Below are 12,543 nucleotides of genomic sequence, written 5' to 3' on the forward strand. Positions count from 1 at the left end.
GGCCTCGCCTAGCGTTCGATGGTGCCGGTGCGGCGGATTTTCCGCTGCAGCAGAAGCACGCCGTAGAGCAGCGCTTCGGCCGTGGGCGGGCAGCCCGGCACATACACATCGACCGGCACGACGCGGTCGCAACCGCGCACCACCGAATAGGAATAGTGATAGTAGCCGCCGCCGTTTGCGCACGACCCCATGGAGATGACGTAGCGCGGCTCCGGCATCTGGTCATAGATCTTGCGGAAGGCCGGAGCCATCTTGTTGCACAGCGTGCCGGCAACGATGATCACGTCCGACTGGCGCGGGCTGGCGCGCGGCGCGAAGCCAAAACGCTCGGCATCGTAGCGCGGCATCGACATGTGCATCATCTCGACAGCGCAGCATGCCAGGCCGAAGGTCATCCACATCAGCGAACCGGTGCGGGCCCAGGTGACCAGGTCCTCGGTCGAGGTGACGATGAAGCCCTTGTCGGAGAGCTCGCGGTTGACCTCGTTGAAGAACGGATCATCCGGGCGCTGAGCCGGAACCGAGGGGCCGCGCGAACAGCCGGTGGCCGGATCGATGATGTCGGTGCCGGAGGCCGGCAGGCGCGCCGCCAGTGGTGAATTCGGATCGATGATGCCCGGTACGCCCGGACGGTTGCTCTGCGGGCTCAATCCCATTCCAGAGCTCCCTTCTTCCACTCGTAGACAAAGCCCACGGTCAACACTCCCAGAAACACGATCATCGACCAGAAGCCGACGGAGCCGACATCACGGAAGGCAACCGCCCACGGGAAAAGGAAGGCCACTTCCAGATCGAAGATGATGAACAGGATGGCCACGAGATAGAACCGGACATCGAACTTCATGCGGGCGTCTTCGAACGCGTTGAAACCGCATTCGTAGGCAGACAGCTTTTCCGGATCCGGGCTGCGATACGCAACGAGGAAGGGCGCAACAAGAAGCGCGAGGCCAATCACCAGGGCCACCCCGATGAATATGGCGAGCGGAAGATATTCTGCAAGAACCGCGTTCATGACGACGCCTGTGCGATTGGGGCCGACCCGGTGATCGGCGTCAGGTCCGGCAGGGCCGGGACCCCGCAAGGCTTGGCGCCGACCCGTTGGATCGGCTGGCGCAGGCTTATCCAAGCCGCGCAGGCGACGCAAGCGCGCCCGGCTTATAATCGGTCCAATTCCAGAAAATAAGGCATGGTGCATACCAGCCGTGCTGGCCACACAAGATTTCGGGCCCACGCCTTATGACCGTCCTGCGACACACCGACTTGCGCGTGACAAAGCGTTGCGCGAGTCGGCGGGCGCCAAGTTCCTGCTAGCGGAGCATCGCGACAGGTCGGCTACGCACGAACGGATCCGGGGCGACCGTCAACGCCCGCAGATCCAAACATCACCGGCCCGAAGGCGACCCCTACTTCTTGGCTTCCTTGGAGCGGCCCACGGTGTCACCCACGACTGAGTTCTTGGTGGACGCCGCGGCGGCGGAGACCTTCGGCACCACCTTCTTGGGCTTCTTCGCTTCCCGGTTGCTTCGCTGTTCCTTGGCCATCATTGCCTCCTTGCGTGGCGCGAGTCGCGCCCTGCTTCACAGCTGCGGGTGCCCACGTCCGGCTGGCGCTCCGCGACCGCCATACCGCCGATCACGGGATTGGCTGAATCTCGAATTCGCGGACCATGAGTTCGGCAAGACCGGCTGCACTCTTGATCCTGTACTGGAAAATGCCGTCACGGCCCTGTGGCATCTGCCGAATGACCTTATACGCCCCCGAAGGGGTAGCAAGAGAAGGCGCCCGGAAGGTAACCGATGCGCCGACGAGAAATTCGTGTTCCTGTTCCATCAAGTCAATATGAGGATCGGGGCGCCCAGATACAATCCATTTATTTTCTGCCGACCATGCTGAACAGACCGACCGAAAGTAGCGGCGGCTTTTCCTCTACGTATTTCAAGACGTTCTATCGTAGCGGGCCGCTTTCGCATCTATGCCGGCAGAATCGTCTGGAGCACCTGCCGGGCACCCCGGAACCTCCCTTGCTCAATGCCGGGAATCATCGGGCGATCGCTCGTCCTGAAACGCAGGCAGTCTCTTTGGGACGCATAAGCGACGAACGCTTCAAGGGCGTGTCGAACGCGTGCAGCATGTATCTGAGGAAGGACCCGGAAGGCCGGGGCGCGGTGCCCGGTGGGCAGGCGCTTCAAGGGCTAAGCCATTGATATAATGGCGGGAGTGACGGGGCTCGAACCCGCGACCTCCGGCGTGACAGGCCGGCGCTCTAACCAACTGAGCTACACCCCCAGGAGCGTCCGAACCGGTCGCTCAAGGTGGGCGTGAACTACGATACCCCCTGCCCCAAGTCAACGGTCTGGCGGCGGCTCATGACGCTTTTCCGAATTTTTCGCGACGTCGCGCACGTGGCGCTGGAACGCAAAACGCCGGCTCCTCGCGGAACCGGCGTCTGAATTGGTGGGCAGTGACGGGATCGAACCGCCGACATCCTGCGTGTAAAGCAGGCGCTCTACCAGCTGAGCTAACCGCCCGTTGCGCTCTCTCTAAGTCGGAATCATGCGCAGGCGCAAGACGCCGCGCACGACGCGCTCACGAATGTCCGTTGATCGCGTCCTTCAGAACCTGACCCGCGCGGAACTTGGGCGTCTTCGACTCGGGGATCTTGATGGCCTCCCCGGTCCTCAGATTGCGGCCCACGCCGGCGGCGCGCTTCACCACCTGGAAGGTGCCGAATCCCACCAAACGCACGTCCTCGCCCTGCTTCAGCGTCTCCACGATCGAATCGATGGCGGCCTCGACGGCCCTGGTCGCATCTTGCCGGCTCAACCCGGCGCTCTCGGCGACCTTTCCGATCAGATCCGATTTGTTCATCCTGCCGCCCCTTCGCATCTCGCGCCGTTCCGCAGCCCCTCGAAACGAGCGGGCAAACTTCCGCGAAACACCGGGAAACGCAAGGAAAAGGCGCACTTGATTCGCCGCCGCGGCGAGGGTGTGGCCCCATCGGCACAGAACATACGCAAACGGCCCGCAGATGCGGGCCGTTCACAGTTCTCGTTCGTAGGAGGTCAGTGCGCGGTGACGACCGCCGGATCCTCGGGATGAGGATTCGGCATGGGGTCTGCCGCTTCTTCCCACTCGATAGGCTCAGGCTGGCGCAGCAAGGCGTGCTGCAACACCTCGTTCAGGTGACGGACGGGAATGATCTCCATCCCGCTCTTCACATTGTCCGGGATGTCGATCAGGTCCTTGGCATTGTCCTCGGGGATCATCACGGTCTTGATGCCGCCGCGCAGCGCGGCCAGCAGCTTCTCCTTCAGACCTCCGATGGGCAGCACCCTGCCCCGCAGCGTGATCTCGCCGGTCATGGCGATGTCACGACGCACGGGAATGCCCGTCATCACCGAAACGATCGCGGTGGCCATCGCCACGCCGGCCGAGGGGCCGTCCTTCGGGGTTGCCCCTTCCGGCACGTGGACATGGATGTCGCGCTTCTCGAACAGCGGAGGCTTGATGCCGAAATCGACCGCACGCGAACGGACATAGGAGGCCGCCGCCGAAATCGATTCCTTCATCACGTCCTTGAGGTTGCCCGTCACGGTCATGCGACCGCGTCCCGGCATCATCACGCCCTCGATGGTCAGGAGCTCGCCGCCGACTTCCGTCCAGGCAAGACCCGTCACCACGCCGACCTGATCCTCCATCTCCGCCTCGCCGTAGCGGTACTTCGGCACGCCGAGATACTGCTCGAGGTTCTCCTCCGTGACGTCGACCTTCTTGACCTTGCCAAGCACGATCTCCTTCACGGCCTTGCGGACCATGGTCGCGACTTCACGCTCCAGGCTGCGGACGCCGGCTTCCCGCGTGTAGCGGCGCACCATCGTCATCAGCGCGGCGTCGTCGATCGACCACTCCTCGGGCTTCAGGCCATGCTTCTTCACCTGGCCGGGGATGAGGTGGCGGCGAGCGATCTCCGCCTTCTCGTCCTCGGTGTAGCCGGCGATACGGATGATCTCCATGCGGTCCATCAAGGGGCCGGGGATGTTCAGCGTGTTCGCCGTGGTGATGAACATCACGTTGGACAGATCGTAGTCGACCTCGAGATAGTGGTCGTTGAACGAGCCGTTCTGCTCCGGATCCAGCACTTCGAGAAGTGCCGAGGCCGGGTCGCCGCGATAATCCATGCCCATCTTGTCGATCTCGTCGAGCAGGAAGAGCGGGTTGGCCTTCTTCGCCTTCTTCATCGACTGGATGACCTTGCCGGGCATCGAGCCGATATAGGTGCGCCGATGGCCGCGGATCTCGGCCTCGTCCCGGACGCCGCCAAGCGACATGCGGACATATTCACGGCCGGTAGCCTTGGCGATGGACCTGGCGAGCGAGGTCTTGCCGACGCCCGGAGGTCCGACAAGGCACAGGATCGGGCCCGCGAGCTTGTTCGCACGGCTCTGCACCGCAAGGTACTCGACGATGCGCTCCTTGACCTTGTCCAAGCCGAAATGCTCGGCGTCGAGCACCTGCTCGGCAAAGGACAGGTCCTTGCGGACCTTGGACTTGTCGCCCCATGGAATCGTCAGCAGCCAGTCAAGGTAGTTGCGCACGACGGTGGCTTCCGCCGACATCGGGCTCATCTGCTTCAGCTTGCGCAGCTCCGCATTGGCCTTGTCACGGGCTTCCTTGGAGAGCTTGGTGTTCTTGATCTTCTCTTCGAGTTCGGCGGTGTCGTCGCGGCCTTCATCGCCGTCGCCGAGCTCCTTCTGAATCGCCTTCATCTGCTCGTTGAGATAGTACTCGCGCTGCGTCTTCTCCATCTGGCGCTTGACGCGCGTGCGGATGCGCTTCTCCACCTGCAGCACGGAGATCTCACTCTCCATGAGGCCGAGCACACGCTCCAGCCGCTCAACGACGTTGAGCAGTTCGAGCACGCCCTGCTTCTCGGGGATCTTCACCGAGAGGTGGGATGCGATGGAGTCGGCCAGCTTCGACGCATCGTCGATCTGCGTCACGGCGGTGACGATCTCGGACGCAATCTTCTTGTTGAGCTTCACATAGCTCTCGAACTCGCTGACCACGGACCGCGCCAGAGCCGCAGGCTCGACGCCCTCGCCGTTGATGTCGGCAAGCGTCTCTGCTTCGGCCTCGTAGAAGTCCTCACGACCGCTGTAGCGCGAGACCTGCGCACGGCCGAGGCCTTCCACCAGCACCTTCACGGTGCCGTCGGGAAGCTTCAGAAGCTGCAGCACATTCGCGAGCGTGCCGATCTTGTAGATGGCGTCGGCTGCCGGGTCGTCGTCCGTGGGGTTGAGCTGCGTGGCCAGAAGGATCGGCTTGTCCTCCTTCATAACGGCTTCAAGCGCGCGGATCGACTTCTCGCGCCCTACGAAGAGCGGCACGATCATGTGCGGGAACACGACAATGTCGCGCAAAGGCAGGACGGGATAGGTACCGCTTTCCCCCGGAACCGGCAGGTTGGCCTTGGAACCAGTCATAGGATCATTCCTTTCGCGGTGCCGGCACGATGGCCCGGCACCGAAAGCCTGGGGCGATTTCGGCTTCGCGCGGAGCACCGCGCAATATCGCTTGTGGCGGATGACCGTCGCACTTCGTGCCGACGGTAGTTGTTGATGAAGAGATGGTCGGTGCGGCACGGCGTTTCAAGACGCCGTGCCGTGCAGTCGCGACCTGTAAGAACCGGCGAGAACAGGGCCGGTTCTGCGCTCATCAGGCGCTGGCTTCCGAGGCGTCCTTCGCGCGGTCGGAGTAGATGTAGAGCGGCTTCGCGCCGCCCTCGATCACATCCGCCGAGACGACCACTTCATCCACGCCTTCCAGTCCCGGAAGGTCGTACATCGTGTCGAGCAGGATCGCTTCCAGGATGGAGCGAAGCCCGCGGGCACCGGTTTTCCGCTGGATGGCTTTGCGCGCCACCGCACCAAGCGCATCCTCGTGCAGGGAAAGCTCGACGCCCTCCATCTCGAACAAGCGCTGGTACTGCTTCACCAGCGCGTTCTTCGGCTCCATCAGGATCTTCTTGAGGGCGCTCTCATCAAGATCCTCAAGCGTCGCGATGACCGGCAGGCGGCCGACGAATTCCGGGATCAGGCCGAACTTCAGCAGATCCTCGGGCTCGACCTCGCGGAACACCTCGCCGGTACGGCGATCCTCCGGTCCGGACACACGTGCGCCGAAACCGATGGACGTGGCCTTGCCGCGCGAGGAGATGATGCGCTCAAGACCTGCGAAGGCGCCGCCGCAGATGAACAGGATGTTCGTCGTGTCGACCTGCAGGAATTCCTGCTGCGGATGCTTGCGGCCGCCCTGCGGGGGAACGCTGGCAACCGTGCCTTCCATGATCTTCAGAAGCGCCTGCTGCACGCCCTCGCCCGACACGTCGCGCGTGATCGACGGATTGTCGGACTTGCGGGAGATTTTGTCGATTTCGTCGATGTAGACGATGCCGCGCTGCGCGCGCTCGACATTGTAGTCGGCGGACTGCAGCAGCTTCAGGATGATGTTCTCGACATCCTCGCCCACATAGCCGGCTTCAGTCAGCGTGGTGGCGTCGGCCATCGTGAACGGCACGTCGAGGATGCGCGCCAGCGTCTGCGCCAGAAGCGTCTTGCCGGAACCGGTCGGGCCGGCGAGCAGGATGTTCGACTTCGCGAGCTCGACATCGTTGTGCTTGGTGGCGTGGTTCAGGCGCTTGTAGTGGTTGTGCACCGCGACCGAGAGAACCTTCTTCGCCTGGTCCTGCCCGATGACATAGTCGTCGAGGACCTTGCGGATCTCCTTCGGGGTGGGCACCCCGTCGCGCGACTTCACCAGCGAGGATTTGTTCTCCTCGCGGATGATGTCCATGCACAGCTCGACGCATTCATCGCAGATGAACACCGTCGGGCCAGCGATCAGCTTGCGGACCTCGTGCTGGCTCTTGCCGCAGAACGAGCAGTAGAGCGTGTTCTTCGAGTCGCTGCCGGCCTTGCTCATATCGTCCAATCCTTCCAGCGGCGACTGCCACGGGCCCGGCGCCCTTGCACCTGAACCTTCGAGGCTAGGCCCGCCGGCCTAACAATGTGTTTCGCAGCGCCCGCACCCCGGATGCCGCACCAGAATCCTCACCCACACCTAAGACTCGCTGCGAATGTGACCATGGTAGGGCCGTTCGGATCAACCCACCTAGGGTACGCAGGCTGCGGATCAGGTGCTGCAAATCGCGGGCCAAGGGTCAGGGAGCCTTTCCCCCCGACCCGATCCGTCCCCTCAGGTGGCGGAAGTCAGCTTGGCTGCGCCTTCGCCGTCGTCGGGACGGGTTTCCAGCACCTGGTCGACGAGGCCGAAATCCTTGGCCTGGTCCGCCGTCATGAAATGGTCGCGGTCGAGCGTGCGTTCAATAGTCTCGAGGTCGCGGCCGGTGTGCTTCACGTAGATCTCATTGAGACGACGTTTCAGCTTCACGATGTCCTCGGCATGACGCTCGATGTCCGAGGCCTGCCCGCGGAAGCCGCCGGACGGCTGATGCACCATCACGCGCGCGTTCGGCGTGCAGAAGCGCATGTCCTTTTCACCGGCAGTCAGGAGCAGCGAACCCATGCTGGCTGCCTGCCCGATGCACAAGGTCGACACCTTCGGACGGATGTACTGCATGGTGTCATAGATCGCGAGACCCGACGTAACCACCCCGCCCGGCGAGTTGATGTACATCGAGATTTCCTTCTTGGGGTTTTCCGACTCCAGAAAGAGAAGCTGCGACACGATGAGGGACGCCATGCCGTCCTCCACCGGGCCGGTCAGGAAGATGATGCGTTCCTTGAGCAGCCGCGAGAAGATGTCGTAGGCGCGCTCGCCCCGGTTCGTCTGTTCGACGACCATGGGGACGAGGTTCATGTAGGTTTCATACGGATCGCGCATCTCAACTCCTCAGGCGCGGCCGCTCAGGCCGCTCAAACTTCCTCGGATTCAGCGTCTGCGAACAGTTCTTCGCGCGTCACGGTCTTGTCGGAGACGTCGGCGAGCTCGACGATATGGTCGATCACCTTCTCCTCGAAGATCGGCGCGCGGAGTTCGGCAAGCGCCTCCGGCGTTTTCTGATAGAATTCCCAGACCTGCTGTTCCTGGCCCGGGAACTGGCGGGCACGCTCGACTACGGCGCGAGTCACCTCGTCGTTCGTCACCTGGATATCGGCCTTCTCACCGATCTCCGCAAGGAGCAGGCCGAGACGCACGCGACGCTCTGCGATGGTGCGGTACTCCGCCTTCAGCTCGTCCTCGCTCTTGCCTTCCTTGGCCGCGTCGCCGCCCTGGGCGATCTCGCGCTCCACCTGCGTCCAGATTCCCGCGAACTCCTGCTCGACGAGGCTCGGCGGCAGGTCGAAGCTGTGCGTCGAATCAAGTGCATCGAGCAGCGCGCGCTTCAGCTTCTGGCGCGATGCCTGCTTCTGCTGGTTGCCGATCTGCTCGCGTACGGCATCCTTCAGCTTGTCGAGCGATTCCATGCCCAGCTTCGTGGCCAGCTCATCGTCCGCCTTCGCGTTCTGCGAGGAGGCGATGCCCTTCACCGTCACGGCGAAGGCGGCGTCCTTGCCGGCCAGTTCGGTTGCCCGGTAGTCCTCGGGGAAGCTCACGGTCACGGTCTTTTCATCGCCGGCCTTGGCGCCGACCAGCTGCTCCTCGAAGCCGGGGATGAACTGTCCCGAGCCGAGCACCAGCGGATGATCATTGCCGGCGCCGCCCTCGAACGGCGTGCCGTCGATGGAGCCGACGAAGTCGATCGTGATCTGGTCGCCGGTCTCGGCTGCTCCGTCCTTCGGCTCGAAGGTGGCGTTCTGCTCGGCAATGCGCGCCAGCATCTCGTCGACCTGCTCGTCGGAGATGTCGGTCACGAGGCGCTCGACCTTGATGGTCTTCAGGTCGCCGACCGTGATCTCCGGCAGCACCTCGACCTCGACCGTATAGGCCAGGTCGTTCTTGCCGGCGGCGACGCCCTCGATCTCGGCCTGCTCTTCCGGCAGCGACACCTTGGGCTGGCCGGCGAGCTTGATCTTGTTGTCCTCGACGATCTTCTGGTTCGCCTCGGTCATCACCTCCTGCAGCACCTCGCCGAACACCGAGCGGCCATAGAGGCGCTTCAGGTGGGCGGCCGGCACCTTGCCGGGGCGGAAGCCCTTGATCTGGACCTTGCCCTGCAGGTCGCTGAGACGGGTCGCGACGCGGCTGTCGAGATCGCCGGCCGGCACCGTGATGCGGAATTCGCGCTTCAGTCCCTCGGAAAGGGTTTGGGTGACCTGCATTGTTCTTCTTCCGGATCGTACGGGCTCGCGACGGAGCACCAGCTCTGAATGGATTTCCGGCGGGTCTCGCTAATGGTGCGGGCGGAGGGACTCGAACCCCCACACCTTGCGGCGGCAGGACCTAAACCTGCTGCGTCTACCAATTCCGCCACGCCCGCGCCGGGCGAGCCCCCTCACGGAGGCGGTCGCGTCTATAGCATGCGGATTGCGCTTCGCACGCAAAAAAGAGCGCAAGCCCGACTTGGTGTCCCGGAAGCGCCTGCGCTGTCCGGGACCCATACGCTCCGAGTGTTCTGATGGGGCGATGGCAGAACCGCGAACTCACGGCGTATGAGCCCCGGAGAGACGCTGCGCATCTTCCGGGACGCGCTCAACGACGCCCGAGGTAATCCCGTTTGCCGACGGGCACGCCCTTATGACGCAGGATGTCGTAGGCTGTCGTGACGTGGAAGAAGAAGTTCGGCAGCGCGTGCTGCAGCAGGAATTCCTGCCCCCTGAAGGCAAACGACTGCTTCCCGGCCGTCAGCAGCACGTCTCGCTCTTCCGACCCGTCGATCTGCTCCGGACGCACCGTCTGCAGGAAGGCGACCGTTCGGGAAATCCGATCCTGGAGCTCGGGGAACGTTGCCTCATTATCCTCGAAGCTTGGCATGTCGATGCCTGCCAGGCGCGCCGCGCAGCCCTTGGCGGTGTCGCTTGCCCGTTGCACCTGGCTGGACAGCGGCCCCATGTCCTCGATCAGCCGCGCCTGCACGAGAGCATCCGGATCGACGCCCTGCTCGTCGGCGAAGGCCAGTCCCTTGTCGAGGATGGCGGACAGATTGGCGAAACCGTGGAGGAACACCGGCACGCTGGTTTGATACATCGAAAGAGGCATGCACGTTTCTCCTGTTGAGGCGTCAGACGCCGTAGCGCTCGGCGCGAATATCCTGGGGAGCCACGCCGGCGGCCACGAGGGCGTCGGCGGCAGTGTCCACGAAGGCATTGGAGCCACAGATGAAGGTCCGCTGCGGCGGGTCCGGCAGGCGCGCCAGCACCTCCGCCAGCATCGCGGCGTCCAGCCGGCGGCTGAAATCACCTGCCCGGCGCGGCTTGTCGCGCGTCAGCGTCAGGACGATCTGCGCGCCATCCTTGGCGCCTTCCAAAGCCAGCAATTCGTCGCGGAAGATCACGTCGTTCCATGTGCGCGCCGACACCAGCAGCAAGGCCGGAACGGTGGAGCCCGCCCCTGCCCGATGCCGCAGCATTGACATCAGCGGCGCGACCCCGGAGCCCGCCCCGATCAGCAGCAGCGGCCCGCCATCCTCGACCGACCACACGAAGTGCCCGCCCAGCGGCCCACGCACTTCGATCTCGTCGCCGACTGCCGCCACCTCATGGAAGAACGGCGACACCTCACCGCTCTCCAGGCGCTCTATAGCGAGCTCGATCCACGGTCCGTCCTCCGGAGCGGAGGCGATGGAGTAGGCGCGCCGTGCCTCGTAGCCATCCGGCGCGACCAGGCGGATGTCGACGTGCTGCCCCGCCCGGAAGCCGAACGGCTCGGCAGGACGAAGGAAGAAGGATGTGACGGTCGGCGTGCGCGCCACGATGCGGGTGATCGTGGCCGTCTGCCAGTGCAGGGAAGTGGACGCCATCAAACCCCACCTGCGTCCCGGAAGATGCGAATGCATCTGTCCAGGACCCATACGCTGTGTGCTTGCGATCTGAATCGCTGCCTGTCCGCTATCGACCAGAGCGGAGCGCATGGGTCCCGGACAGCGCGTTCGCGCTTCCGGGACGCAGCCATCGGCATCGCAGCCCCATCACGCATCGCTGGAATAACGCTGCTCGCGCCACGGATCGCCATAGGCGTGGTAGCCGCGCAGTTCCCAGAAACCCAGCTCATCGCGCTCGGTGAACTGCAGGCCCGTCACCCATTTCGCCGATTTCCAGAAATAGAGATGCGGCACCAGCAGCCGCGCGGGGCCGCCATGCTCGTGCGTCAGCGGCAGGCCCTCATATTTCAGAGCCACCATGGACTTGCCGCCGACGAGATCCGCGGTCGGCACATTGGTGGAATAGCCGTCATAGGAATGGGCCAGCGTGAAATCGGTCGGCGCTTCCACCCCTGCTGCCGCCAGCACGTCGTCGATCAGCACGCCCTCCCACGGGGTGTCGAGCTTCGACCAGGTGGTGACGCAATGGATGTCCCGCGTCATCCGCGTCATCGGCAGCGCGTTGAACTCGTCCCAAGTCCATTTCACCAGCGGGCGTGGGCCGTGCTTCAGCTCGAAGGTCCAGCGCGCCGCCTCGATGCGAGGCGTGGGCCCGGCCGACAAGACCGGGAAGTCGTCGGTCAGGTGCTGGCCGGGCGGCACGCGGCCTTCCGGCTCCTGCGGCCTGGGGCGTCCAAAGAAACCGCGCGTGATCATGCCGTCCTCCATGGCGGAAACCAGTTCAGGCGCAGGTTACACGTGCCTGTTGCCAAGGCCATGTCGGTGAAGTCACCACGGCAGGGGCTGCCCGAGATGGAAGAAGCCGCCTGTCGGTCCGTCCTCCGCCAGCGTCGCAAGCTGCACGCTGGTGCGCCCGCCGGTCTCGATGTCGAGATCGGCGCCTGCTCCACCCATATCGGTCCTCACCCAGCCGGGATGCGCCGAGTTCACCTTGATGGCGGTGTCGCGAAGTTCATGCGCCAGATGCACCGTGAAGGCGTTCAGCGCCGTCTTGGAGGCATCATAGGCGAAGCCCTTGGCGTCATAGATCGGCGAAGCGGGATCGGCGTGCAGGGTCAGCGAGCCCAGGATGCTGGAGAGGTTCACGATCCGGCCGGCGGCCGATTTGCGCAGAAGCGGGAGAAGTTCGCGGGTCAGCGCAACCGGTGTGAAGAAATTCACGTCGAAGGTGTCACGCAGGATGTCCGGCTCGACGCTCAGCGTGGTGTTCGTTCCCATTCCCTCGTGCATGACGCCGGCATTGTTGACGAGGATATCGAGATGGCCGAAGCGGCTCTCTATCTCGTTCCGGACGACTGCGCGCCCCGCGTCTGTACTGATGTCGGAGGCGATGAAGTGCGCGTCCGCGCCGCCTTTGCGCAGAGAGGATACCGCCTCCTCGCCCTTTCCCGCATCGCGCACCCCGATGATCACCGTCACGCCGAGCGCGCCGAGTTGCCGCGCGGTCTCCAGACCGAGCCCGCGATTGCCGCCGGTGATGAAGGCGAACCTGTTCTGCTGCTGATCCGGCATGATGGACTCTTGCGTTTTATCTAACGGTCATT

At 63.9% G+C, this 12,543-nt stretch carries 13 protein-coding genes and 3 tRNA genes; 1 reads left to right on the forward strand and 15 read right to left on the reverse strand.

Going from position 1 to position 12,543, the window contains the following annotated elements:
* Positions 1–8 precede the first annotated feature (8 nt).
* The 3 genes from SCD90_RS05390 to SCD90_RS05400 form a co-directional block, all read right to left on the reverse strand.
* Entirely contained in the window at positions 9–656 is a 648-nt protein-coding gene (locus SCD90_RS05390; protein ID WP_319843606.1) for a NuoB/complex I 20 kDa subunit family protein, read from the reverse strand.
* Positions 647–1,012, reverse strand: coding sequence for an NADH-quinone oxidoreductase subunit A (locus tag SCD90_RS05395; protein ID WP_319843607.1), 366 nt, complete (start codon positions 1,010–1,012; stop codon positions 647–649). The genes SCD90_RS05390 and SCD90_RS05395 overlap by 10 nt, the downstream gene beginning before the upstream one ends.
* Positions 1,013–1,403: 391 nt before the next feature.
* Positions 1,404–1,544 (reverse strand): hypothetical protein, encoded by a 141-nt coding sequence (locus SCD90_RS05400; RefSeq protein ID WP_319843608.1) that lies wholly within the window; start codon positions 1,542–1,544, stop codon positions 1,404–1,406.
* A 252-nt stretch (positions 1,545–1,796) separates the two neighbouring features.
* Here SCD90_RS05400 and SCD90_RS05405 point away from each other — a divergent pair, with 252 nt between their 5' ends.
* A complete protein-coding gene (locus SCD90_RS05405) occupies positions 1,797–2,204 on the forward strand; it encodes a hypothetical protein (RefSeq protein WP_319843609.1) in 408 nt (135 codons plus the stop codon).
* 5 nt (positions 2,205–2,209) lie between these two features.
* Here the strand turns inward: SCD90_RS05405 and SCD90_RS05410 are convergent.
* The 12 genes from SCD90_RS05410 to SCD90_RS05465 all read right to left on the reverse strand — a co-directional run bounded on the left by SCD90_RS05410 (position 2,210) and on the right by SCD90_RS05465 (position 12,511).
* Positions 2,210–2,286 (reverse strand) — tRNA-Asp (locus tag SCD90_RS05410).
* A 166-nt stretch (positions 2,287–2,452) separates the two neighbouring features.
* Positions 2,453–2,528 (reverse strand) — tRNA-Val (locus tag SCD90_RS05415).
* Between the two features lie 58 nt (positions 2,529–2,586).
* On the reverse strand, positions 2,587–2,886 hold the full coding sequence (locus tag SCD90_RS05420) for an HU family DNA-binding protein (RefSeq protein WP_319843610.1): 300 nt from the start codon (positions 2,884–2,886) through the stop codon (positions 2,587–2,589).
* A gap of 176 nt (positions 2,887–3,062) precedes the next feature.
* Positions 3,063–5,483 carry an endopeptidase La gene (gene lon / locus SCD90_RS05425; RefSeq protein WP_319843611.1) on the reverse strand — a complete coding sequence of 807 codons (2,421 nt, stop codon included), beginning with the start codon at positions 5,481–5,483 and terminating at the stop codon, positions 3,063–3,065.
* Between the two features lie 232 nt (positions 5,484–5,715).
* Positions 5,716–6,981, reverse strand: a complete 1,266-nt coding sequence (gene clpX / locus SCD90_RS05430; RefSeq protein ID WP_319843612.1) for an ATP-dependent Clp protease ATP-binding subunit ClpX — start codon at positions 6,979–6,981, stop codon at positions 5,716–5,718.
* 273 nt (positions 6,982–7,254) lie between these two features.
* Positions 7,255–7,902: an ATP-dependent Clp endopeptidase proteolytic subunit ClpP gene (gene clpP / locus SCD90_RS05435; protein ID WP_319843613.1), complete on the reverse strand. Its 648-nt coding sequence runs from the start codon at positions 7,900–7,902 to the stop codon at positions 7,255–7,257.
* A gap of 32 nt (positions 7,903–7,934) precedes the next feature.
* Positions 7,935–9,281 (reverse strand): trigger factor, encoded by a 1,347-nt coding sequence (gene tig, locus SCD90_RS05440; protein ID WP_319843614.1) that lies wholly within the window; start codon positions 9,279–9,281, stop codon positions 7,935–7,937.
* A gap of 73 nt (positions 9,282–9,354) precedes the next feature.
* Positions 9,355–9,439: transfer RNA gene (locus SCD90_RS05445), tRNA-Leu, on the reverse strand.
* Positions 9,440–9,651: 212 nt separating this feature from the next.
* The gene (locus SCD90_RS05450; RefSeq protein ID WP_319843615.1) at positions 9,652–10,158 is read right to left on the reverse strand and encodes a DUF1993 domain-containing protein; all 507 of its coding nucleotides are present in this window, start codon (positions 10,156–10,158) and stop codon (positions 9,652–9,654) included.
* Positions 10,159–10,180: 22 nt separating this feature from the next.
* Entirely contained in the window at positions 10,181–10,918 is a 738-nt protein-coding gene (locus tag SCD90_RS05455) for a ferredoxin reductase (RefSeq protein ID WP_319843616.1), read from the reverse strand.
* A 168-nt stretch (positions 10,919–11,086) separates the two neighbouring features.
* Positions 11,087–11,695 carry a sulfite oxidase-like oxidoreductase gene (locus tag SCD90_RS05460; RefSeq protein ID WP_319843617.1) on the reverse strand — a complete coding sequence of 203 codons (609 nt, stop codon included), beginning with the start codon at positions 11,693–11,695 and terminating at the stop codon, positions 11,087–11,089.
* Between the two features lie 72 nt (positions 11,696–11,767).
* On the reverse strand, positions 11,768–12,511 hold the full coding sequence (locus tag SCD90_RS05465; RefSeq protein WP_319843618.1) for an SDR family oxidoreductase: 744 nt from the start codon (positions 12,509–12,511) through the stop codon (positions 11,768–11,770).
* Positions 12,512–12,543: the final 32 nt, after the last annotated feature.

Source organism: Terrihabitans rhizophilus (assembly GCF_033898525.1).
Taxonomy (GTDB): Bacteria; Pseudomonadota; Alphaproteobacteria; order Rhizobiales; family Methylopilaceae; genus Flaviflagellibacter; species Flaviflagellibacter rhizophilus.